Source organism: Rubrivivax gelatinosus IL144 (assembly GCF_000284255.1).
GTDB classification, from domain to species: Bacteria; Pseudomonadota; Gammaproteobacteria; order Burkholderiales; family Burkholderiaceae_C; genus Rubrivivax; species Rubrivivax gelatinosus_A.
Map to the genome: position 1 here is coordinate 591,458 of NC_017075.1, position 21,105 is coordinate 612,562.

Consider the following 21,105-nt stretch of genomic DNA (forward strand, 5'->3'; position numbering starts at 1 on the left):
CGCCCAGGGCGCGGGCGCGGCGGCAAGGCACCGATTCTGGGCGCCGCCTGCCGTGGCTTCTGCCCGGAGATGGCCGGCGAACACCCCTCAATTCCGCCGCCGGACGTGGCTAGACTTGCGCCCGCGGCACCCTCCTGCCGCGTTGCCACCCGCCCCCGAGATGAGCCCTCCTAGCGTTCGCGGCCTGTCCGCGCTGGCCGCGCTGCTGTGCGCGGCGGCCGTGTCCGCCGCCCCGGCGGACACGACGATCGTCATCCTGCGCCACGGCGAGAAGCCGCCAGCCGGCCTGGGCCAGCTCGACTGCCGCGGCCTGAACCGCGCGCTGGCGCTGCCGGCCGTGCTGCTCGGCGCCTACGGCACGCCGAGCGCGATCTACGCGCCCGACCCCTCGGTGCTCAAGCGCGACAAGGGCGTGCCCTACCCCTACATCCGGCCGCTGGCGACGATCGAGCCGCTGGCCGTGCGTGTCGGCCTGCCGGTGCAGCTCGGCTGGGCGATGGAACAGGTCGAGCCGCTGGCCGCGCACCTGCTGGCGCAGCCGCCGGGCACCTACGTCGTCGCCTGGGAACACCATCTCGGCGCGCGCCTGGCGCGGGCCCTCGTCGCCGCTGCCGGCGGCGACGCCGCCGAGGTGCCGGGCTGGGCCGACGACGATTTCGACAGCCTCTACGAAGTGCGCCTGCAGCACGCCGCGGGCCGTGCCACCGGGGCCGAGTTCCGCATCGGCCACCAGGGCCTGAACGGCCTGCCGGCCGCCTGCCCGAGCGGGCGCTGAACGATCTTCTTCACCACCTTCTCACGATCCCAAGTGGCAGAGACCGACAAGGACACCGAAACCTGGCTCAAGCGCATGTCGCTGGCCACCGTCATCTTCGCCGTCAGCGCCACGCTGTCGACCTTCAAGGGCGGTTCGTACTCGACGCAGAGCGTCATCAACCAGGCGCTGGCCTCGGACCAGTGGGCCTTCTACCAGGCCAAGAGCATGAAGCAGCACCTGTTCGAGCTGCAGTCCGAACAGCTCAAGCTGCAGCTCGAGGCGCTGCCCGCCGGCAACCCGGCGCGTGCCGACTACGAGACTCGCATCGCCGAGCTGAAGACGCAGATCGAGCGTTATGGCCGCGAGAAGCACGACATCGAGGCCAAGGCGCGCGAGCTGGAGGCGCAGCGCGACGAGGCCAAGCGCCACAACCAGCCCTTCGGCATCGCCGTGCTGCTGCTGCAGGTGACGATCCTGCTGAGCTCGATCGCCAGCCTGATGAAGGCCAAGCGCATCTGGTGGGCCGCGCTGCCGGTCGGCGCCGTCGGGCTGGTGTATTTCGCGGACGGCTTCGTCGGCTGGTTCTGACGCGCGGCGGCATGGGCCTCGACTCGTTCCTCGCCCGCCGCCTGCTGCCCGCCGTGCTGCGGGTCGCCACGGCATTCGCTGTTGCGTCCGGTCTGGCGGTGGCTGCGCCTGTCGACCCGCCCGACGAAGTGCCCGCCGCGGCCGCTGCCGACGCGACGACGCTGCGCATGCTGCTGCCCGCCGGGGCCCGCCTGATGCACGGCCCGCTGCTGCTGCCCTTCGGCGCTCACGAACGCGGCTGGCTGCTGGCCTGGCGCGAGCCCGAGGCCGGCGTCGCCGTCTGGTACCTGATGCCACGGCCCGGCGACGCGGCGCACTGGCGGCTGCTGCGCCTGCGCGAGCCCGAGCCGGCCGACGCCTTCTTCGACATCGAGCTGCGCGCCGCCTTCGCCACCGGGCCCGAGGGCGCACGCGACCTCGTGCTGCTCGAGCGCTACATCCGCGCGGCGCCGGCCGGCGGCGAGCGCCACGACAGCGCCCGTGTGCTGCGTCGCGACGGCGACGGCGTGCGCGCCGTGCCCGAACTGCAAGCGCTGCTCGACGGCGTGACCGACGCCGCCGAGGCGCGCCGGCGCCTGGCGCCGGCCTATGCGCGGCTGTTGCCGACGGTGAAGGGCGAACTGGCCGCGGCTTTCGCCTCGCTGCCGGTCGAGGTCGTCGACCTGACGCGGCTGGAGCGCTTGCAGCGCCTGCAGCCCGGCCACCCGCTGTACGAGGTGGACGACGTCGCCAACGGCTACCTCGCGCTGCGTGGCGACGGCGGCCGACCGGGCTACGTCGCGGCGCTGTTCCGCCAGGCCGACGGCGGCGCCGTCGTCGCCGTGCAGCAGCGCTGGACGGACGCGCAGCGCACGCGGCTGCTGCGCCGCGACGGCGCGGGCTGGAACGACGTCACCGCCGCGTTGCTGCCCGGCTGGCGCGACGGCGACGACTGCACGCTGCCGCGGCGCGGCCGCACCGTCGCCTGTGCCGACGGACGGCGCTGGACCTGGGACGGGCGGAGCTTCCAGTTGCAGCGGCCCTAGGTCGCTCTTGGCCCGTCCGGCAATGCCTCAGCCGGCCTGCCGCCAGCAGGCCATCGCGTCGCCGCGCAAGCCTTCCTCGACCAGACGGCGCAGCGGGTTCAGCAGGCGTTGCGCCGGGTCGTCGGCGTGCAGGAAGCGGTGCACGACGACGGCCTCGACGTCGAGCACGAAGGGCGTCGTGTGCGTGCCCACCGGGTCGGCCAGCAGCACGATGCGGCGTGCGCTGAGCATGCCGTCGGCGAGGTTCTGTGCATCCAGGTCCAGGCCCCAGTGCCAGTCCGGGTTGCCGCGCGCGATCAGCTCGCCGAGCAGCATCGCCAGGTCCAGCAGCATCGAGAAGACGACCTCGCCGCCGCTGCGGCGGCTGTCCAGCCAGCGCGTGAGGCCGCCAGGGCCGGCAAGCCGCAGCGCCGGCCACTGGGCGAGCGCCCAGCGCTGCAGCTCGTCGGCCAGCGCCGCGGCGTGTGCCGACGGTTCGGCCAGCGCCGCCCGGGTGTCGATGCCGGCGACCTCGTGCAGCAGCGCCGAGATCTGCTGCAGCCGCTGCGGCAGGACCTGTTCGAAGCAGGCGAGGTTCTCCGCCGCCTGGTTGGGGCTCAGTACCGTGCCGGGGCCGGCGTGCGGCGCCTCGTAGGGCGTGTAGTCGCGCAGCCGTGCGGCGAGGGTGGCGCCCGGCCGGGGTTCGCGGCGGCGCTTGAGCCAGTCGAAGATCATCGCGTCTGCAGTCTTGCGGACACGGCGGCGTGGGCGCGGCCTTGCGGTGTGTCGGGGGCCGGCGGGTTCAGGTTCAGCGCGTGGGCCAGGCGTGTCGGGTCGATGCGCGCGCCAGCGCGCAGTAGGGCGTCGGCGACGATCCAGTTGCCCATGCCGGTGGCGAGCTGCAGCGGCGGGCTGCCGTCCCCTGTCGCCAGATCGGCGCGTGCACCGGCCCGCAGCAGTGCCAGCGCCAGATCGGTGTTGCCTTCGCGGATCGCCAGCGACAGAAAGGTCTCGCCCTGCACCGGCAGCCGCGCATCGGGCGACACGCCGGCCTTCAGCAGCACCGGCAGCAGCTGCGGGTCGCGCACACGCGCGGCGGCGTTGAGCAGCGACATGCCGTTGGCCAGCGTGCTTGTCGGGTCGGCGCCCAGCGCCAGCAGGTGGGCGACGACGTCGGCACGCACCGGGCGCACGTAGGCGACGTAGGCCAGCAGCGGCGTCACGCCCTGCTCGCCGGGCGTGTCGACGGCGTAGCCCGCGCGCACCTGGGCCGTCATCGCGGCCAGGTCACCGCTTTCGGCCAGGCGCAGGAAGCGGCGGCTGGCTTCGTCGGCGAAACGGGCCTGGGCGCGCTCGCGCTGGTCGGCGGCGCCGAAGACGGCGGAGACGTCGATGGACACGGGTTCCTCCTTCGGTGCGGCGGCCGGCGAGCAGGCGGCGAAACCCAGGGCCGCGAGGCCCGTGGCCAGCGCCACGCCGACGCCGCTAGGACGCTGGCGCACGATGCCGCAGGACTTCCGCCAAACCATGTTGTTGCGTGCCGAACCGGCCTCCCTCGGCGATCGTGCCCGGGTTCCAGCTGTCCAGGCGCGCGCCGAGGTAAACACGCGCCAGCGGGCTGCCCAGGTCCACGGAGCGGCCGACCGACGCCTGGAACTGGCGCAGCCGGTCCAGCCCCAGCGCGTCGACATAACGCGTCGGCACCGGGCCTTCGTTCAGGAAGCTCATGTTGTCACCCGTCGTGCGGTGGTGACCTGGCCCTCGGCGAAGTGCAGCGAATAACCTTCACGCGTCTCGTCGGCGACGCCGGCGGCGTTGAAGGTCGTGGCCGGCACGCCGGCGCGCCCGGCGGCCGCCCAGCGAGTGGCTGGTGGTATCCAGACGGCCTGCGACAGCTCGGCCATGCGCGTGGCATGCGCGTCCATCGGCGTGGCGCGGAACACGAGGTCGGCGGCCTGCACTTCGCCCGGGGCGACGGCGCGCACCGCGGCGTCGAACACGCGGTCGCCCAGCGCGCGCACGGTCGCGCCGTCGGCGCCGCCGGCGAAGCTACGTTCCATGCGCGCGGCGGTCTGCATCAGCGCGCGGAACGTGCCGTGGTCCGACTTTGCCGTGTGCCAGCCGTTGATCAGGCCCCAGTCCTGCTCGGTGTCGGTGGCGGCGAGCATCACGGCGTCGAGTGCACCGGGCTCTCGCGCCAGGGTCTCGAAGGCGGTGCGTGCCGACGCCGGATCGTCGCCGAAGGACGCGACGACCGAGGCGATCGCCCGCGCCTCGGCGTCGCCCAGGCGGCGCTGGCCGTCGAACTCCAGCAGGCCGCCGACCGCATGCTGCGGCTTGTCGGTCGCCTGGCCGGCCAGCGTCTGCAGGTAGTCCAGCTTGGCTTGCGGCGAGGCGTGGCGGGCCACCGCCGTGCCCAGCTCGGTCACCGGCTGGAAGCCGCCGCTGGCGGCCTCGGTGCCGGCCAGGGCCTTCGACAGCGCGGCCAGCGAGTCGCCGTCCAGGTCTTGCGCCATCGCCTGGAAGAAGTCGGCACGCTGGTCGGCCGTCAGGCCGGGGCCGATCCAGGATCGGTCCATCACCTCCTGCGCCAGCGTCTCCAGGCGACCCGCGGCGGCCATGCGGTCGACGACGGCGTCGGCGTCGCGCGCCGGCAGCGCGCCGATCAGCTCGGTGGCCTGGCGCACCTCGTCGCGGCTGACCCAGCCCGGGCCCGAGGCGTCGAGCAGGCGGTCGAGCCGGCGCAGCGTCGTGTCCACCACCGGCGAAGGCGGCGGCGAGGGCACGCGTGCGGGTTGGCGGCCGATGTCGTTCATGCGCGGTCCTCCGATCGCGGCGCAGCTTAGGAAGCCGGCGGCGCGCTCGCCACCTGGGATCGTGACCAGGGGGAGGCCGTCAGCGCAGCGCCAGGCCGTCGTCGCCCAGCGTCAGCCGGTCGACATCGCCCTTCAGGAACTGCTGCAGATAGCCTCGCGCCGCGTCGCGGCTGCTCTTGGCGACCGCCTCGTCGGGCCTGGACTTCAGCCCCATCTGCGTCGTCGCCATGAACATGCCGATGATGGCCAGCTGTTCGTAGGCCTCGCGCAGCTCGCGCGCCGGCACCGAGGCGAAGCCTGGCTGCGAGGCCATCACCCGGCGCATCTGCGCGACCAGGGTGGCGAAATGGCGGTCGGGGAAGTCCACGCCGTGCATCGCCATCCAGCAGCCGGCGACGAAGGCCGCGGCGGCGCCGCCGAGGTCGCCCGCCTCGATGCCGAAGCGGCGTTCGATGTCGCCGTAGGACCGCAGCAGCGTGGCGAACGTCGACTCGGCCTGTGCCCGCCCGGCGGGCGGGTAGCCGGCGGCCAGCCGGCTGGGGGTTCGGGTCGGACCGTCGGCCCGGGTGACGAGGTTGGCGACGGCGTCGCGGCTCGGTGCGGGCGGCGTGTCGGCTGCCTTGGCGGCCGCATTGCGCTGGCGCGCGTTCTCGACGATGCGGTACTGGATCGACTGGTAGTACCAGGACGAGTCCAGCACGCCGAGGTTGCCGATGTTGTACATCGGGCCGTAGGCGGCCGCGAAGGCCGGCCAGGCCAGCACGAGGCAGGCGGCGGCGTGCGCGAGCCATCGTCGGTGGGAAAGCGGCATGGGCATGACGGGGTCGTTCAACGCTGGGACAGACCGTCGGCCGTGATCTGCAGGCGGTCCAGGTCGCCGGGGATCACCGTCGCGAGGTAGCGGCGCGCGGCCGTGACGCTGCGTTCGCGCAGGCCGTCGTCGGGCTGCTGCGCCAGGGCCATCTGCGTGGCGGCCATGAACATGCCGACGATGGCGAGCTGTTCGTAGCTGCGGCGCAGCTCCACCGGGTCCAGGCGTCGGTAGGCCGGGTCGCTTGCGACGGCTTCGCGCATCTGGCGCACGAGCGCCGCGAAGTGGGCGTCGGGAAAGGGCTGCTGGCGCATCGCCATCAGGTTGCCGGCGACGAAGGCGGCGAGCGCGCCGCCGATGTCGCCGCGGCGGATGCCGAAACGATCCTCGATCTCCCGGTACTTCGCGAGCAGTGTCTCGAAGGTTCGTGCGGCCTGTTCGCGCTGTGCGGCTGGGTAGGACTGCGCCATCTCGCGGGCGGCCGTCGTGCTGGCGCGCTCGACGGTTGGCAGCGGTGCCGGGGTCTTGGTCCTAGCCTTCGCGGACTGCTCGACGAGCTGCATCTGGATGCGGTTCATCCGGTACTGGAAGTCCAGCCCGGCGAGGTTGTCCAGGCCGTAGCAGCACCAGTAGGCGTGGGCGGCTTGGGGCACGAAGGAAAACACCACGCACATTGCCGCGGCCGTCGAGCGAAAAGTCATGTCAGGCCTCCATGAGTCTTTCTAGCACGACAAAGGGCGGCTCCTTTGCAGGAGCCGCCTGACACCGTTTGTGACTGTAAGGTCAGGACTTGCGTGCAGCCTGGGCCAGCGAGTTGCCGATGGAGTCGATCACGGTCTTCATCGTGTTCGTCAGCATTTCGAACTCCTTGCTGGTGGAGTTCATGCTCGCTTGTGCCGTCTGCATGTCTGCGGCGTTTCTCTTCTGACCGTTGATGTCCTCCTTGTCGATCTCGACCTTGGAGAGCTCCCGGATCTCCTTGGAGAGGTCGAGCATCTTGTCGGTCTTCGCAGCCATCGCGTCCGCCATGGACAGCGCGATGACTTCCAGCCAGCTGCTTGCCGAGCGCTTCTTGGCACCGTTGACGCTGCGGCCTTCCTTGACGTCGTCGATGACGCCGTCGATGAAGCGCTGCGTGAAGCCGGTTCCCCAAGCTTGCATCTGGTCGCCCACCTTGTCGGCGACGAACTGATCGACCTGCGGATCGGTCGACTTGTGGTTGGCCTGCACTGCTTTGTCGACGATGCTCTTCGCCAGATCGGCGACGAACTTCGGCATGCCGAACTGCTGCTGCAGGATGTCGATGCCGGCATTCAGTGCCTGGCCCAGCGTCTGGGTGAACAGATTGCTCAGGGACATCGCGATCTGCAGCGGCGGGAAGGCCATGCTGGCGATGTTCATCACCAGGCCGAGGATGTTGCCGCCGCCGAAGACGCTGTTCAGTGCTCCGCTCATGGGAATTGCTCCGGTCGAAGTTGAAGAGTTCGGACCCGGACATCGTGATCGCCCGGACCTGTTTCATCGCAGCGACAAGGGCTCGGTGGCCGCTGCTGCACGATGGGCTGCATTGCATCGTCGCGCCGCAGGGCCGCAAAGCTGGGATCGCTCCTAGGCGGTGGCCACCAGGTGGGGGACGGCCGGCAACTTGTTAACGCCCTGTTGCCGTTGCGACCGTCGCCTTTCAAGCTGCCACCGTTTCGGGATTGCCCTTGCCACGCGTGCCCATCAGAGTCGGCCGCATTTTCGGGCTTGTGGAATTCGGCCCGCCAGAGTTCGCGAGGAAATTGGATGAGCGACAGCCGGCAATGGCGAAAGGCACTGGGTGGAATCGGGCCACTGCGTTATGCGGCGGCAGGTGTCGCGGTGATGGCGTTCGTGCATTTGGTCAGCTGTGGTGGCGGTGGAGGTGGCGGCGACGAGCGGGACAACGGCGCCGGCGGCGAGGTCACCACGTCGGGCCTGCTGTGGCACGACTTCTTCGGCCTGGACGCCGTGAACGGCCTGCAGGTCTCCGACTTGGCGGGGGCGAAGACGGTCCGTGTCTCCGGAGTCGAGACCGCCGTGCCGACGCCTGACGGCCAGCACTTCATCACCTACGAGTACGACCTGGACGACGACTTCTCGACGGTGTCGATCTACACCCGCGACGGGCAGCGCGTCGACGCCGCCACCTTCGATGGCTACGTCCGGCGCGTGCGGCCGTCGCCCGTGCTGGGCCGCATGATCCTCAGCTGGTCGCCGACCGCCGGGGGCGTCGGCTCGGATCAGGTCGAGCTGATCGCGATCGACTTCAACGGCCGCGTCACGCTGGCCAGTTATCCGGGTGTCCATGCGGCGGCCGACTGGCTGCCCGACGGACGCGTGCTCCACCTCGGCGCCGACGGCCGCCTGCGCATCGGCACGCCGGCGCTGCCGGACACCGCGGTCGCGCAGCTGAGCGTCAGCGGCCGCACGCCGGCGGGCCTCTGGGTCGACCCCGCGGGCCAGCGCGTCATCACGCGCTGGAACGTGCTCTGGGAGGGCGGCGGCGTCAGGTCGACCGACCTCTGGATCTCCGCGATCGACGGCAGCGGCCTCGAGCAGCTGACCGACACCGGACTGAGCTCGTACGGGGTCTGGTCCCCCGATGGCGCCTTCTTCGCGTTCGACATGGACCCGGCCAACGCCTGCACCTCGACCGGCTGCTCGGGCATCCCGATCGGCAATTGCGACCTCTACGTCGCGCCGTCGACCTCGCGCCGCGTCGGCGCGGCGGCGGCGTCGTTCACCGTCACCGGCGCAGACGGGCGGCGCAAGGCGCTGGGCTGCGATCTGCGGGGCTGGACACGATGAGGCATCTACGCTCGTGCCCGGGATGGACACGGGCTTCGTGGGCCTTGGCCTCGTCGCTCGTCTCGGTGCTTTGCTGTGCGCCCGTGGCGGCGCAGATCCACATCCCGACCTACACCGGCACGCCGCTGATGATCACCGGCGGCGTGCTGAACCAGCAGATCCTGCAGGCCTCGGTGCCCGGCGCGCGGCCTGCCGCGGAAAGCAAACGAGCGGCTCAGGTCTCAACCGTGGTGCCCGATGGCCCCAGCAGGATGCCGCGCCAACTGGCACAAAGTTATCCGCCCGAGGCCAGGGCCGAAGCCGAACGTTTCTTCGCCGAGTTGCTGTCGGGTTACCAGGGCATCGAACGCCAGTTCGGCATCCCGCGTCGTGACCTGGCCGGCGCCGTGGCCGCCTTCATTGCCGGCAGCTGGATGGCCTATCGAGGCGAGCCCTTTCCCGACCGCGACTTCCCGCCGCTCGTCGATCAGTCGCGCCGGATACTCGCTTCGTTGCCGCAGCTGCGCGAGGCTGCCGGCCCGGCGCGCCAGGACACCTACGAACAGTTGGCGATCCTCGGCATGTTCATGGCCACGACCCGGATGGCGCTGGACCGCCAGCCCGACAGCGTCGCGGCGGCGAACCTCAGACAGGCGGCCAAGCGCTATCTCGAACAGTTCCTGGCGGTCGACGCCGAGCGCGTGCAGCTCGGGCCGAACGGGCTCAGTCTGGAGTGAGACTCGGGCGGCCGGCGATCACGTTTCACGTTTCCGTCGTACAGGAGCTCGCATGGAATCGACGATGTTCCGCCACTGCGTTTGCCGAGGCGTGGTGAGCAAAACCGCAGGCCCGCGCCGCAACTTCACGGCCGGGCTGTGCGTCCTGGCTTTCATCTCGCTGGCGACGCTCGTTTCACCGCCGGCGGCAGCGCAACTGAGCCCAGGCTACGGCGTCGTCGGCGCGCCGATGTCCAATTTCCTGTCCACCAGCTATCTGACGCAGAGCGTCGTCAACGACCTATCGACTCCCAAACGCGTGCAGGCCGCGGCCAAAGCCGCGCCGGAAAACGCGTCCGCGGCGGCGTTGCTGGTACCCACCCGTGGCCCGGCGACGATGCCGGCCAAGCTCGCGGCGCACTATCCGGCGGCTCAGCAGGCCAAGGCGCACGCTTTGTTCGACGATTTGCTGCAGCGTTATCGCGGCATCGAGAAACAGTTCGGCATTCCCCACGGCGACCTCGGCGGCGCACTCGCCGCCTTCCTCGTCGGCAGTTGGATGGGGCTGCACAACCGCTCGTTTCCCGACGAACGTTTCCCGCCGGTGGTGGCGCAGATGCGCAGCGTGCTGGCGGCACAACCCGGGCTCGCCGATGCTCCCGAAGACGACCGGCGCGAGATGTACGAACAGATGGCCATCCTCGCGATGCTGATGGCCGGCACCCAGATGGCGCTGCAGCAGCGACCCGATGCGGCCACCGAAAGTCGGCTGCGCGATGCGGCTCGCGCCTATCTCGGGCAGTTCTTCAAGGCCGACGCCGAGCGCATCGGTTTCGGTCCTGGGGGCTTGCGGGTGGAGTGATGGTCCCCGGTATGCCTGCAACGGCCGCGCAGTGCGGCATCATGGTGCCGGCACGACACTCCGGGAAACCTCGTGGAAGCCTACGTCCTGATCGGCAATCCGCACACGCGCAAGTCATCGCTCGTGCGCAGCCTCACCGGTTGTTTCAACCGCAGCCTGCGCGACATCCAGCCGGCCTCGGGCGGCGCCGTATTGCGCCTGTATGCCCGCGCCGGGGCCTTGCAGGAAACTCGCACGACGCCGGCCGACTTCGCCGCCGAAGTCGCCACCCGGCGTTGCAGCGCGGTGTTGTTCTGCCTCTGGCCGCTGGCCAATCCGATCGACCCGCAGAACCTGCCCGATGCCGGCGCTTATCTCGAACATCTGCAATCCGATGGCTGGCGGCTGAAGTCGATCGCGGTGCTCGGCCAGAACCCCGGGGGCTGGCGTGGCGCGACGATGCGCCAGTTTCCGCAGGCGCCGGTCGATCCGATCAACGTCACCGCACAGCATCTGCGTTCGCATTTCGGCTGGCTCTGACCCTCGCGTCGCGGGCGGCCGGGATTGGATTGAGCGCCATTTGTCCGTCGTCGTGTCAGGTCGTGTAAACCTGCCGGCGGCGTCGTGCGTTTTCGCGTTATCCTTTTCATCCCCATTAATGACGGAACATCACCGAATGGCCACCAAGAAGATTGCGACGCCCACGGCGACCTACGCGGAAATCCAGGCGCAGATCGAAAAGCTGCAAGCTGAAGCCGAAGCCCTGCGCAAGAAGGAAATCGCCGACGTCGTCGCCGGCATCAAGGCGCAGATCGCGGCTTACGGCCTGAGCGCCGCCGACCTGGGTCTCGCGCCCAAGGCCACGCGTTCGCGCAAGGCCGCCGGCAAGCCGGCTTATGCCGACGGCCAAGGCAATACCTGGGTCGGCCGCGGCAAGCGTCCCGAGTGGATCCGTGCGGCACTGGCCGCCGGCAAGACGCTCGACGACCTGCGCGTCCAGTAAGGCGCCACCTCCACTGCAAGGCACCGGCCCGCCAACGGGCCGGACTCGCGGCATTGCACCGGTTCCGTCGCCGGCGCATGCTCGTGCGGCGTGGCCGCCGCGGCCGCGGGAGATCGCGGGTGGAGATTTCATGCCGGCGCTGAAGCGCCGAACGCTGCTGCTGGCGGCCCTGGGCGGGCCGCTGGGCGGCGCCGTGGCGGCGGTCGATGCGCAGGCAGCGCCTTTGCGCCTCGTCGTGCCGTTCGCGCCCGGCGGTGGTGTCGACGCCGCCGCCCGTGTGCTGGCCGGCGCGCTGGCGCCACGGCTGGGCACGCCGGTGCTCGTCGAGAACCATCCCGGGGCCAGCGGCACGATCGGTGGCCGGCTGGTGCTCGGCGCCGCGCCCGACGGCCGCACGCTGCTGTTCTCGGCGGCAACCCACGTCTTCACGCGCCAGGTGCTGGCGCGCCCCCCCTACGACCCGCAGGCCGACTTCGCTCCGGTCGCACGTTTCGGCCGCACGCCGCTGCTGCTGGTGGTGGCGCCGGGCCGCGGCGAGCGCGACCTGCAGCAGTTGCTGGCCGCGATCCGCGCCGAGCCGGGCGGCTGGAGCGCAGGGGTGCCGGCCTATGGCGCGCCGGGCCATCTGGCGATGCTCGACCTGGAGCGCCGCGCCGGGCTCAAGCTGAACCTGGTGCCCTACAAGGGCACGCAGCCGGCGTTGATGGACGTCGCAGGTGGTCACGCCGACCTGCTGCTGGATTCTCTCGTGGCGCTGCAGCCGCTCGCCCGCGCCGGCCGCGTGCGGGCGCTGGCGATCAGCGCCGCCGACCGCAGCCCGCTGCTGCCGCGCGTGCCGACTTTCGCCGAAGCCGGGCTGCCGGCCTTCGTTCACCACTCCTGGTACGGGCTCTGGGCGCCGCGCGATACGCCGGACGAGCGCATCGAGGCGCTGGCGCAGGCCGTCGCCGGCGCGGCGGCGGCGCTGAAAAGCCGTCAGGCGCTGCGGCCGCTGGGGCTGGAGGCGGCGGTGCTGGGCAGCGACGAGTTCCGCATCTTCGTCGCGAACGAACTGGCCGCCGGCAGCGAACTGCTGCGCCAGTCGGGTTTCCACGCCGACTGATCAGCCGGCGCCGCCGGGCAGCCAGCGCAGCAGCGTCTCGTACAGCCGCGGGGGATCGACCGGCTTGGCGACGTGGTCGTCCATGCCGGCGGCCAGGCAGGCGTCGCGGTCTTCGCCGAAGGCGTTGGCGGTCATCGCGACGATGGGCAGCCCGCGCCCCAGCCGCGAGCGGATCGCACGGGCCGCGTCGAGGCCGTCGATGCCGGGCATCTGCACGTCCATCAGCACGAGGTCGAAAGACTGCGAGGACGCCAGGTCGATCGCGCGCTGGCCGTCGGCGGCGACGACCACGTTCAGCCTGGCCTCTTCCAGCAGCGCGATCGCGACCTCCTGGTTCACCGGGTTGTCCTCGGCCACCAGCACGCGCCGCCCGGCGCAGCGCTCGCGCAGGCGGACGAAGGCTTCGTCGGTCGCCGGCGCGGCTTCGGCCGTCGGCGCCGGGCGCAGCAGCCGGGCCAGCGCGTCGTGCAGCGCCGAGGGCGTCAGCGGCTTCATCAGCACCGCGCCGTAACCGGCCCGGCCCGCCTGCGCCTGCAGCGCCGGCGCGTCGTAGGCGCTGATCAGCAGCGCCGGCCCGCGGCCGCCGCGGTCGGCGGCACGCAGGCGCTGCAGGGTCTCGAGGCCGTCCCAGCCGGGCATCATCCAGTCGATGACGAAGACGTCGTAGCCGCGGCCCTGTTCGCGTTCGGCCAGCACGCGCTGCAAGGCCTCGGGCCCGTCGCCGGCCGTGTCGACGGCGACACCCAGTCCCTGCAGCTGCATCGCGATGGCGTCCAGCGCCTCCGGCAGGTCGTCGACGACCAGCGCGCGCAGCGCTGCCGGCAGGCGCATCGGCGCCTGCGACGGCAGCGCGTCGGCCTCCTCGAGCCAGGCGTTGAAGCCGAAGGTCGAGCCTTCGCCTGGCCGGCTGCTGGCGTCGGCGCTGCCGCCCATCAGCTCGGCGATGTGGCGGGTCAGCGCCAGCCCGAGCCCGGTGCCGCCGTGGCGCCGCGTGCGCGTGCTGTCGGCCTGCTCGAAGGGCGTGAACAGCCGCGCCTGGTGCTCGGGCGCGATGCCGATGCCGGTGTCCTGGACCTCGAAGCGCAGCAGCAGGCGCTGGCCGTCGCGGCGCAGCAGCTCGGCGCGCAGCCGCACCCAGCCGCGTTCGGTGAACTTGACGGCATTGCCTAGCAGGTTGATCAGCGCCTGCGACAGCAGCCGCGCGTCGCCGCGCAGCCGCTCGGGCACGTGGTCGGTGTCCAGCACCAGCTCCAAACCCTTGGCGCGCGCCGCGGCCTCGACCACGTCCAGCACGCGCGAGATCAGCTCGTCGCGCGAGAAGTCCGCCGGCTCGAGCCGCAGCTTGCCGGCCTCGATCTTGGACAGGTCCAGGATGTCGTTGAGGATCTGCAGCAGGTGCGCCGCGGCGCCGTCGACCTTGCGCAGGCGCTCGCGCTGCAGCGGGTCGTCGGTGGCGCGGGCGATGAGGTGCGTGAGGCCGATGATCGCGTTCATCGGCGTGCGGATCTCGTGGCTCATGTTGGCCAGGAAGGCGCTCTTGGCGCGTGTCGCCGCCTCGGCCTGCGCGGCGCGCTGCTGCAGCTCGGCGTTGGCCTCGGCCAGGCGCTGCTCGGCCTGCTTGAGCGCGCCGACGTCGGTCAGTACGGCGAGGAAACCGACGACCTCGCCGTCGATCCGGCGCGGCACGTAGTGCGCGTACAGCGGCACGGCGCGACCGTCGGCACGCACCAGCGTGCGTTCGTATTCCTGGTGCTCGCCTGCGAGGGCGCCCTCGATGAAGGGCCGCGCCTCCTGGTACTGATCGGGCGGCACGAGCTCGGCGATCGAGCGTCCGAGCAGCTCGTTCTCGGGCCGCGAGAACCAGTCCTGCGCCGCCAGGTTGGCGAAGCGGCAGCGCTCCTGCCGGTCCCAGTACAGCACGACCGCCGGCAGCGTGTTCGCCAGCTCGCGAGTGAAGGACTCGGCACGCGCCAGCGCCTGGTTGGCGGCTTCGGCGGCCAGCCGGGCGTCGTGCAGTTCGCTGACGTTGCTGGCGATGAAATAGAAGCCGGCGATGGTGCCGCCGCGTTTGTCGGGCAGGCGGTAGACCCAGAAGTGGCCGCGGCGGCCGCGGGCGCCGCTGATGTCGAGTTGCGTCTGCACGACCTCGCCGGCGAGCACGCGCTCCAGCGCCTCGCGCCGCCGCGTCGGCACCTCTTCGCCCAGCACCTCGGCCATCGTGCGGCCCAGCACCGCGTCGCGCTGCAGGCCGTACCAGTCGAGGTAGGCCTGGTTGGCGAAACGCAGCCGCAGCGCGCGGTCCCAGTAGGCGACGAGCATCGCCGGCGTGTCGCCCGACAGGCGCGCGAACGGGTGTTCGCCGGGCTCGAAACCGCCGTGTCCGGTGTCTTCCAGCGGCGCGTCGGGCAGCGAGGTGGCCGGCGCCCGGCTCGGCCGCAGCATCCAGGCGAGCGCGGCGGCGAAGGCCGCGGCTGCCGCCAGCAGCACCAGCCCGAAGCGGCGGTCGGCGTCGCGCCGGTGGGCGTCGGCCAGCGACTGCACGGCGTCTTCGAAGACACGCCAGGCCTCGGCCAGGCGGTGCACGGCCTGGATCTCGTGCGGCCGGGCCAGCGCCGTGTCCAGCGCAGCCGAGAAGGCCACCGCCGGCAGCTCCATGCCTTCGGCCGTGCCCAGCCGCAAGATCGCGCCGCGTGCGCGCTCCAGCTGCGCGACGGTCTCCGGCTCCGCCTTGGGCCCCGGCGAGGCCGCCAGCGCCAGCGTGGCGGCCTCGACCTCGTCGGAGATCTGGTGCAGCGCCGCGACCTGGGTGTCGGCGGCGACCACGGCGCGGTTGCGCGCCAGCCATCCCCAGTTCAGCGCCGCCCCCAGCACGACGGCCGAGGCGACGAGGGGCAGGGCGCGGCGGCGCCGGGCGGCTGCGGCAGGGTCCGATCTCATGGGCATCGGGCGACGCCAAGGCAGCCGCCCGGCCGCGGGAACGCCCACGCACCGTGCGCCTGCCCATCACCCGTCTCCTCCTCGGTGTGGCGGCGGCTGCCGCCGGGGCAGTCTAAGGCGCGGCGGGCCGGCGTCGTCAAGGCGATCGACACCGGGGCGTGCCGGGGTTGTGTCCTCGCAACCGCCGCTTCGCACGTTGTGCGTCCAGGGGTGCCTCCGGCGCCCGCCTCCCGCTGTCCATGGAATTCCTGTACCTGAAGATCCCGTCGGCCGACGAAGCGGCCGATGCCCACCACGCGCTGCACGCGGCGCTCGAGCAGGCGCTGGCCGAAGCCGGGCTGGGCACGCTGCTCGGCTGGGGCGGCTCGCTGGGCGAAGCCGGCCGCAACGGCGGCCGCGCGCTGCGCTTCCACCGCATCGACGTCGAAGTCGCCGAACTGGCGCCGGCGCGCGTGCTGCTGCAGCAGACGCTGGCCACGCTGGGCGTCGCGCCGGGCACCGAGCTGCACTACAGCGTCGCGCGCCGGGCGCGTGTCGACGTCTACGGCGCCTCGGGCTGGGTGCCGCGCGCGCTGCCGGCGCGCTGAACGCCTAGGCGGCGGCCGCCGCCAGCTCCAGCCAGGCGCGCGCGGCGTGCGGCAGGTAGCCGCCGCGGCGCCAGGCCAGCGCCATGTGCCAGACCAGCTCCGGCTCGGCCAGCGCGAGCACGCGCACGCCCGGGCGGCGCCGCGGCTCGGCCATCAGCCGCGGCAGGAAGCCGACGCCCAGCCCGGCGGCGACGAGCTCGACCATGAAGTCGATCTGGCTGGTGCGCGCGACGACGTGGGGCTCGAAGCCCGCGCTGCGTGCCGCGTCGACGAGCATCGGGTTCAGCGCGAAGCCGGCCTCGAAGAGCACGAAGGGCTGCGCGGCCAGCGCCGCGAAGCGCACGCGTTCGCCGGCGACGTCCAGCGGCACCGATTCGGCGACCAGCACCCGCATCGGCTCCTCGCGCACCGACTGCCAGTCGAAGGCCGCCGAAGTCGGCGCCAGCAGCCCGGCGAGGTCGAGCTCGCCGTCGCTGAGCATCGCCTCCAGGCGCTTGCTGCCGTGCTCGACGAGCTGCACCTCGATGCCCGGGTACAGGCCGCGAAAACGCGCGAACAGCGGCGCGAAGAGCTGGCTGCTGCCGATCGGCGGCAGGCCCAGGCGCAGCACGCCGCGCTGCAGGCCGCGCAGCTCGTCGAGCTCGGCGCGCAGGTCGTCCTGCTCGGCCAGCAAGGCCAGCGCGCGGCGGTAGACCACCTCGCCGGCGTCGGTCAGCCGTGCCGGCTGCACGCCGCGGTCGAGCAGCACCACGCCCAGCTCGTCCTCGAGCTGGCGCACGGCCTTGCTGACCGCCGACTGGGTGGCGAAGACCTGGCGTGCGGCGGGCGAAAAACCGCCCTGACGCACGACCTCGATGAAGGCGCGCAAGGCGCGAAGTTTGATATCCATTCCGTTTTGGACTGGCAACCATTCTCAATATTCGCTTTCATCATGCTGCGCTGCACCCTAGAGTGCAAGCCATGGATCTCGCACTCGACTGGCATGGCACGACGGTGGCGCTGCGGCGGCGCTGGCGGCGCAGCCGCATCGCTCAACTGGGCGCGATCGGCGCGGTCTGGGCGGCGGGCGAACTTATCGTGCGCACGACCGGGCTGCCGCTGCCCGGCGGGCTGGTCGGCATGGCGCTGCTGTTCGTGCTGCTGGCCACCGGTGCGGTGCGCGTGGCCAGCTGGCGCCGCGGCGCGAGCTGGCTGATCGCCGAGATGCTGCTGTTCTTCGTGCCCGCGGTGCTGGCGGTGCTGGACCACCCGGAGCTCTTCGGCTGGCTGGGCATCAAGCTGCTCGCCGTCATCGCCGGCGGCACGCTGGCGGTGATGGCCGCCACCGCGCTGGCCGTCGAGTGGATGCTGCGCCGCGGCGGGGCGCAGCCGTGATCGCGATGGTCTCGGCCTCCGCGGCCGGTGCGGTGCTGCTGTGGTCGGCGCCGACGATCGCCGCCTACGCCGCCGCCAAGGCGCTGCACCGCCGCCACCCGCGGGCCTGGACCGTGCCGCTGCTGCTGGCGCCGGCGGTGATGCTCGTCGTCGTGCTGGCGCTGCACGGCAGTTATGCCGAGTACCTGCGCGGCACGCACTGGCTGCTGGCGCTGCTGGGGCCGGCGACGGTGGCCTTCGCGGTGCCGGTCTGGGAGCAGCGTGCGCTGCTGCGCCGCCACGCCGCGGCGCTGGCCGTCGGCATGCTCGTCGGCAGCACGGTGTCCATCCTCACCGCCTGGTGGCTGGCGTCCTGGCTGGGCGTCGGCGGCGAGCTGCGGCTGAGCCTGGTCCCGCGGTCGGTCAGCACGCCGTTCGCGATGACGGTGGCCGGCGACATCGGCGGCGTGCCCGACCTGGCGGCGGTGTTCGTCGTCTTCACCGGCGTGCTCGGCGCGACGATCGGCCAGGCGCTGCTGCGCTGGCTGCCGCTGCGCTCGACGCTGGCGCGCGGCGCGCTGTTCGGCATGGGCGCGCACGGCGCCGGCGTCGCCCAGGCGCACCGCGTCGGCGCCGAGGAAGGCGCGGTCGCCGGGCTGGTGATGGTGCTGGTCGGGGCGCTGAACGTGCTCGTCGCGCCGCTGCTGGCGATGGCGCTGCGCTGAAGCCTCAGGCGCCGCTCATCCCGGCGACCAGCGCGCGCAGGTTGTACTCGTAGAGCGCGATGAAGCTCGCCGCCGGGCCGCCCGGCGCCGACAGCGCGTCCGAATAGAGCCGGCCGCCGATGCGCGCGCCGGTCTCGCGCGCGATGCGCTCCACCAGCCGCGGGTCGCTGATGTTCTCGACGAAGACCGCGCGCACCTGCTGCTGGCGGATCTGGCGCACCAGGCGGCCGACGGCCGCCGCCGAGGGCTCGCTGTGCGTCGTCCAGCCCTGCGGCGCGAGGAACTCGATGCCGTAGGCCGCGCCCAGGTAGCCGAAGGCGTCGTGCGAGGTGATGACGCGGCGCTGCGCACGCGGCACCGTGTCGACGAGGCGGCGCAGCCGCGTGCCCAGCACCGCCAGCCGCTCGGCATAGGCGGCGGCGCGGGCCTCGACCTCGGCACGGCGCTGCGGCCAGCGCCGCGCCAGCGCGGCGGCGATCGTCGCGACATAACGCCGGGCGTGGCCCAGGTCCTGCCAGGCGTGCGGGTCGGCGTCGCCGTGGTCGTGGTCCTCGTGTTCGTCATGCTCGGCGTGGCGCGGCGTGATGCCGGCGCTGGCGACGACGATCTCGCCGCGGTAGCCCGAGTTCTTCACCAGCCGCGTCATCCAGCCTTCGAAACCGAGGCCGTTGACGACGACGAGGTCGGCGCCGGCGAGCTTGCGCACGTCGCCCGGTCGCGGCTCCCAGGCGTGGGCGTCGGCGTCGGGGCCGACCAGCGAGCCGACCTCGAAGTCCGCCGGCGCGACCTCGCGCACCAGGTCGGCGAGGATCGAGAAGCTGGCGACGATGCGCCCGCCGCGCGGCGCCTGCGCGAAGACGGGCGCGGCGGCGCAGGCCAGCGCGGCGGCGAGCAGCGAACGGCGGGGCAGGGTGGTCATGGTCTCAGCGTTGCAGATGGTGGGCGGCCTGGACCCGGCGCACGAGCACGCCGTCGCGGCGGCCGAACAGCACCGAGCCCAGATAAGCCAGGCCGCAGACGAGCACGATGCAGGGGCCCGAGGGCAGCTCGGCGTGGTAGCTCCAGAGCAGGCCGATCGCACCCGAGGCGGCGCCGATCGCCGCGGCCACGCTGCACATCGCGGCCAGCCCGGCGGCCCAGAAGCGCGCCGCGGCGGCCGGCAGCATCATCAGGCCGACGGCCATCAGCGTGCCCAGGGCCTGGAAGGCGCTGACGAGGTTGGCCACCAGCAGCACCAGCAGCAGCGCGTGCACCGTCGCGCCGGGGCCGCCGACGCTGCGCAGGAACCCGGGGTCGCAGCTCTCCAGCACCAGCGGCCGCCAGGCCAGCGCCAGCGCGAACAGCGTCAGGCTGGCGACGCCGGCGGTCTGCAGCAGCGCCGCGTCGTCGGCGGCGAGCACGCTGCCGAACAGCAGGTGCATCAGGTCGACCTGGCTGCCGCGCCAGGACACCAGCAGCACGCCCAGCGCCAGCGCGATCAGGTAGAAGGCGGCGAAGCTCGCGTCCTCGCGCTGCGGCGTGTTGCGCGTGACGAAACCGGCGGCCAGTGCGACGATCAGCCCGGCGACGAAGCCGCCGGCGCTCATCGCCGGAAACGACAGCCCGGCGATCAGGTAGGCCACCGCCGCGCCCGGCAGCACCGCGTGGGCGAGCGCGTCGCCGGCCAGGCTCATGCGGCGCAGCACCAGCAGGCAGCCGATCGGCGCCGCGCCCAGCGACAGCGCCAGCGTCGCGACCAGCGCACGGCGCATGAAGCCGAACTCGACGAAGGGTTGCAGCAGCTCGATCACGGCGTGGCCTCCGCGGCGCAGCGCGGCGCGTGCGCGTCCCAGGCCTCGGCCATGCGGCGTGCGGCGCCCAGGTGCTCGTCGCACAGCACCTCGGCCGTCGGTCCCCACGCGACCTTCTCGCGCGCCAAGAGCAGCGTGTGCTCGAAATGCGCGCGCACCTGCTCCAGGTCGTGCAGCACGGCGATCAGCGTGCGGCCTTCGCGCTTCCAGCGTTCCAGCAGCGCCAGCAGGTCGGTGGTGGTGCGTTCGTCCAGCGCGTTGAAGGGCTCGTCGAGCAGGATCAGCGACGCGTCCTGGACCACCAGGCGCGCGAACAGCACGCGCTGCATCTGGCCCACCGAGAGCTCGCCGATCGGCCGGTCCTCGAAACCTTCGAGGCCGACGGCGTGCAGCGCCTCGTGCACCTGGCGGCGCATCGCCGCGTCGACGACGCCGAAGCAGCCGATGCGCTGCCACAGCCCCATCGCGACGAACTCCTGCACCCGCACCGGGAACGAACGGTCGATCTCGCCGGCCTGCGGCAGATAGGCCACGCGCAGCGCCGGGTCGCGTTCGACACGGCCCTGGTAGCGCCGCAGCGTGCCGCCGAGCACGGCCATCAGGCTGCTCTTGCCGGCACCGTTGGGGCCGACGATCGCGGTGGCGCTGGCGGCGGCGAACTGGCCGCTCAGGTGGTGCACCGCGGGGTGGCCGCGCCAGGCGACGGTCAGGTCGTGCAGGCGCACGGCGGCTGTCATGAAAGCGCCCACGCGACGGCGGCCCACAGCACGGCGACGATCAGTGCCGCCGCGGCCAGCCGGGTCAGCGCCCCTGCCATCAGCATCGTGTTCTCCGGTCTCAGTTCGGCGCTGCGCCGCAGTCGCGGCAGCAGCCGTACAGCGTCAGCTCGTGGTCTTCGACGCTGAAGCCCGGCGGCGCCAGGCGCGACAGGTCGCCGGGGCAGGCATGCACGTCGAAGACACGCTGGCAGCGCGTGCACTGGAAATGGTGGTGGTGGCGGTGCTCGGCGCTCTCGTAGCGCGGCACCTCGCCGGGCAGCGTCACGGTGCGCAGCAGGCCTTCGTCGACCAGCGTCTTCAGGTTGCGGTAGACGGTGGCGATGCCCAGGCCGGGCGCCGTGCGCTGAGCGCGCTCCAGCACCTCCTGCGGCAGCAGCGGGCGCGCGGCTTCGGCGATCGCGTCGCGGATCGCGGAGCGCTGGCGGGTGTTGCGTTCCATGGGCGGGAGGAGCGGAGCGTGGGCGGGAGGAGCGGAGCGTGGGCTT

At 72.4% G+C, this 21,105-nt stretch carries 25 protein-coding genes; 12 read left to right on the plus strand and 13 right to left on the minus strand.

The genetic code is table 11. The annotated features are described in order from the left end of the window. Nucleotides 1-160: 160 nt before the first annotated feature. Genes RGE_RS02780 through RGE_RS02790 form a run of 3 tightly spaced genes read left to right on the plus strand, consistent with a single transcriptional unit; the run spans nt 161 to nt 2,370 of the window. Complete coding sequence (locus RGE_RS02780; RefSeq protein WP_014426783.1) at nt 161-775, plus strand: hypothetical protein; 615 nt, start codon at nt 161-163, stop codon at nt 773-775. Between the two features lie 33 nt (nt 776-808). Then, a complete protein-coding gene (locus RGE_RS02785) occupies nt 809-1,345 on the plus strand; it encodes a DUF4337 domain-containing protein (RefSeq protein WP_014426784.1) in 537 nt (178 codons plus the stop codon). 11 nt (nt 1,346-1,356) lie between these two features. Then, nucleotides 1,357-2,370, plus strand: a complete 1,014-nt coding sequence (locus RGE_RS02790; protein WP_014426785.1) for a hypothetical protein — start codon at nt 1,357-1,359, stop codon at nt 2,368-2,370. 27 nt (nt 2,371-2,397) lie between these two features. On the opposite strand, the gene RGE_RS02795 is transcribed toward RGE_RS02790, so the two are convergent. The 7 genes from RGE_RS02795 to RGE_RS02825 all read right to left on the minus strand — a co-directional run bounded on the left by RGE_RS02795 (nt 2,398) and on the right by RGE_RS02825 (nt 7,431). Beyond that, nucleotides 2,398-3,084, minus strand: coding sequence for a hypothetical protein (locus RGE_RS02795; RefSeq protein ID WP_014426786.1), 687 nt, complete (start codon nt 3,082-3,084; stop codon nt 2,398-2,400). Continuing rightward, entirely contained in the window at nt 3,081-3,749 is a 669-nt protein-coding gene (locus RGE_RS02800) for an ankyrin repeat domain-containing protein (RefSeq protein ID WP_232504976.1), read from the minus strand. Before RGE_RS02800 ends, RGE_RS02795 begins: the two co-directional genes overlap by 4 nt. An 85-nt stretch (nt 3,750-3,834) precedes the next feature. Then, nucleotides 3,835-4,077, minus strand: coding sequence for a hypothetical protein (locus RGE_RS02805; RefSeq protein WP_014426788.1), 243 nt, complete (start codon nt 4,075-4,077; stop codon nt 3,835-3,837). Then, the gene (locus tag RGE_RS02810; RefSeq protein WP_014426789.1) at nt 4,074-5,165 is read right to left on the minus strand and encodes a hypothetical protein; all 1,092 of its coding nucleotides are present in this window, start codon (nt 5,163-5,165) and stop codon (nt 4,074-4,076) included. Before RGE_RS02810 ends, RGE_RS02805 begins: the two co-directional genes overlap by 4 nt. Before the next feature lie 79 nt (nt 5,166-5,244). Further along, nucleotides 5,245-5,976: a DUF6683 family protein gene (locus RGE_RS02815; protein WP_232504977.1), complete on the minus strand. Its 732-nt coding sequence runs from the start codon at nt 5,974-5,976 to the stop codon at nt 5,245-5,247. 17 nt (nt 5,977-5,993) lie between these two features. Further along, on the minus strand, nt 5,994-6,677 hold the full coding sequence (locus tag RGE_RS02820) for a DUF6683 family protein (protein WP_232504978.1): 684 nt from the start codon (nt 6,675-6,677) through the stop codon (nt 5,994-5,996). Between the two features lie 82 nt (nt 6,678-6,759). Next, complete coding sequence (locus RGE_RS02825; RefSeq protein ID WP_014426792.1) at nt 6,760-7,431, minus strand: hypothetical protein; 672 nt, start codon at nt 7,429-7,431, stop codon at nt 6,760-6,762. 411 nt (nt 7,432-7,842) lie between these two features. Between RGE_RS02825 and RGE_RS02830 the strand changes: the two genes are divergently transcribed. The 6 genes from RGE_RS02830 to RGE_RS02855 all read left to right on the plus strand — a co-directional run bounded on the left by RGE_RS02830 (nt 7,843) and on the right by RGE_RS02855 (nt 12,449). Next, nucleotides 7,843-8,808, plus strand: coding sequence for a TolB-like translocation protein (locus tag RGE_RS02830; RefSeq protein WP_014426794.1), 966 nt, complete (start codon nt 7,843-7,845; stop codon nt 8,806-8,808). 44 nt (nt 8,809-8,852) lie between these two features. Beyond that, a complete protein-coding gene (locus RGE_RS02835) occupies nt 8,853-9,524 on the plus strand; it encodes a DUF6683 family protein (RefSeq protein ID WP_148280107.1) in 672 nt (223 codons plus the stop codon). Nucleotides 9,525-9,576: 52 nt separating this feature from the next. Then, nucleotides 9,577-10,365: a DUF6683 family protein gene (locus RGE_RS02840; protein WP_052310962.1), complete on the plus strand. Its 789-nt coding sequence runs from the start codon at nt 9,577-9,579 to the stop codon at nt 10,363-10,365. 72 nt (nt 10,366-10,437) lie between these two features. Beyond that, on the plus strand, nt 10,438-10,884 hold the full coding sequence (locus tag RGE_RS02845; protein WP_043783751.1) for a hypothetical protein: 447 nt from the start codon (nt 10,438-10,440) through the stop codon (nt 10,882-10,884). 40 nt (nt 10,885-10,924) lie between these two features. Continuing rightward, complete coding sequence (locus tag RGE_RS02850; RefSeq protein WP_232504979.1) at nt 10,925-11,347, plus strand: H-NS histone family protein; 423 nt, start codon at nt 10,925-10,927, stop codon at nt 11,345-11,347. 130 nt (nt 11,348-11,477) lie between these two features. Continuing rightward, the gene (locus RGE_RS02855; RefSeq protein ID WP_014426798.1) at nt 11,478-12,449 is read left to right on the plus strand and encodes a tripartite tricarboxylate transporter substrate binding protein; all 972 of its coding nucleotides are present in this window, start codon (nt 11,478-11,480) and stop codon (nt 12,447-12,449) included. Here the strand turns inward: RGE_RS02855 and RGE_RS02860 are convergent, their stop codons facing one another. Next, nucleotides 12,450-15,386, minus strand: coding sequence for a response regulator (locus RGE_RS02860; RefSeq protein ID WP_014426799.1), 2,937 nt, complete (start codon nt 15,384-15,386; stop codon nt 12,450-12,452). Nucleotides 15,387-15,625: 239 nt separating this feature from the next. Between RGE_RS02860 and RGE_RS02865 the strand changes: the two genes are divergently transcribed. Further along, on the plus strand, nt 15,626-15,973 hold the full coding sequence (locus RGE_RS02865; protein WP_014426801.1) for a hypothetical protein: 348 nt from the start codon (nt 15,626-15,628) through the stop codon (nt 15,971-15,973). 4 nt (nt 15,974-15,977) lie between these two features. Here RGE_RS02865 and RGE_RS02870 read toward each other — a convergent pair whose 3' ends face one another. Continuing rightward, nucleotides 15,978-16,856: a LysR family transcriptional regulator gene (locus RGE_RS02870; RefSeq protein ID WP_409077221.1), complete on the minus strand. Its 879-nt coding sequence runs from the start codon at nt 16,854-16,856 to the stop codon at nt 15,978-15,980. 77 nt (nt 16,857-16,933) lie between these two features. Between RGE_RS02870 and RGE_RS02875 the strand changes: the two genes are divergently transcribed. Further along, nucleotides 16,934-17,347 carry a CidA/LrgA family protein gene (locus tag RGE_RS02875; RefSeq protein ID WP_014426803.1) on the plus strand — a complete coding sequence of 138 codons (414 nt, stop codon included), beginning with the start codon at nt 16,934-16,936 and terminating at the stop codon, nt 17,345-17,347. Between the two features lie 5 nt (nt 17,348-17,352). Then, on the plus strand, nt 17,353-18,051 hold the full coding sequence (locus RGE_RS02880; protein WP_043784558.1) for an LrgB family protein: 699 nt from the start codon (nt 17,353-17,355) through the stop codon (nt 18,049-18,051). Nucleotides 18,052-18,055: 4 nt separating this feature from the next. Here RGE_RS02880 and RGE_RS02885 read toward each other — a convergent pair whose 3' ends face one another. The 4 genes from RGE_RS02885 to RGE_RS02900 form a co-directional block, all read right to left on the minus strand. After that, entirely contained in the window at nt 18,056-18,970 is a 915-nt protein-coding gene (locus RGE_RS02885; RefSeq protein WP_014426805.1) for a metal ABC transporter solute-binding protein, Zn/Mn family, read from the minus strand. A gap of 4 nt (nt 18,971-18,974) precedes the next feature. Next, nucleotides 18,975-19,802 (minus strand): metal ABC transporter permease, encoded by an 828-nt coding sequence (locus RGE_RS02890; protein ID WP_052311041.1) that lies wholly within the window; start codon nt 19,800-19,802, stop codon nt 18,975-18,977. Nucleotides 19,803-19,837: 35 nt separating this feature from the next. Then, on the minus strand, nt 19,838-20,578 hold the full coding sequence (aztA, locus tag RGE_RS02895; RefSeq protein ID WP_014426807.1) for a zinc ABC transporter ATP-binding protein AztA: 741 nt from the start codon (nt 20,576-20,578) through the stop codon (nt 19,838-19,840). A 100-nt stretch (nt 20,579-20,678) separates the two neighbouring features. Then, the gene (locus RGE_RS02900; protein ID WP_014426808.1) at nt 20,679-21,059 is read right to left on the minus strand and encodes a Fur family transcriptional regulator; all 381 of its coding nucleotides are present in this window, start codon (nt 21,057-21,059) and stop codon (nt 20,679-20,681) included. Nucleotides 21,060-21,105: the final 46 nt, after the last annotated feature.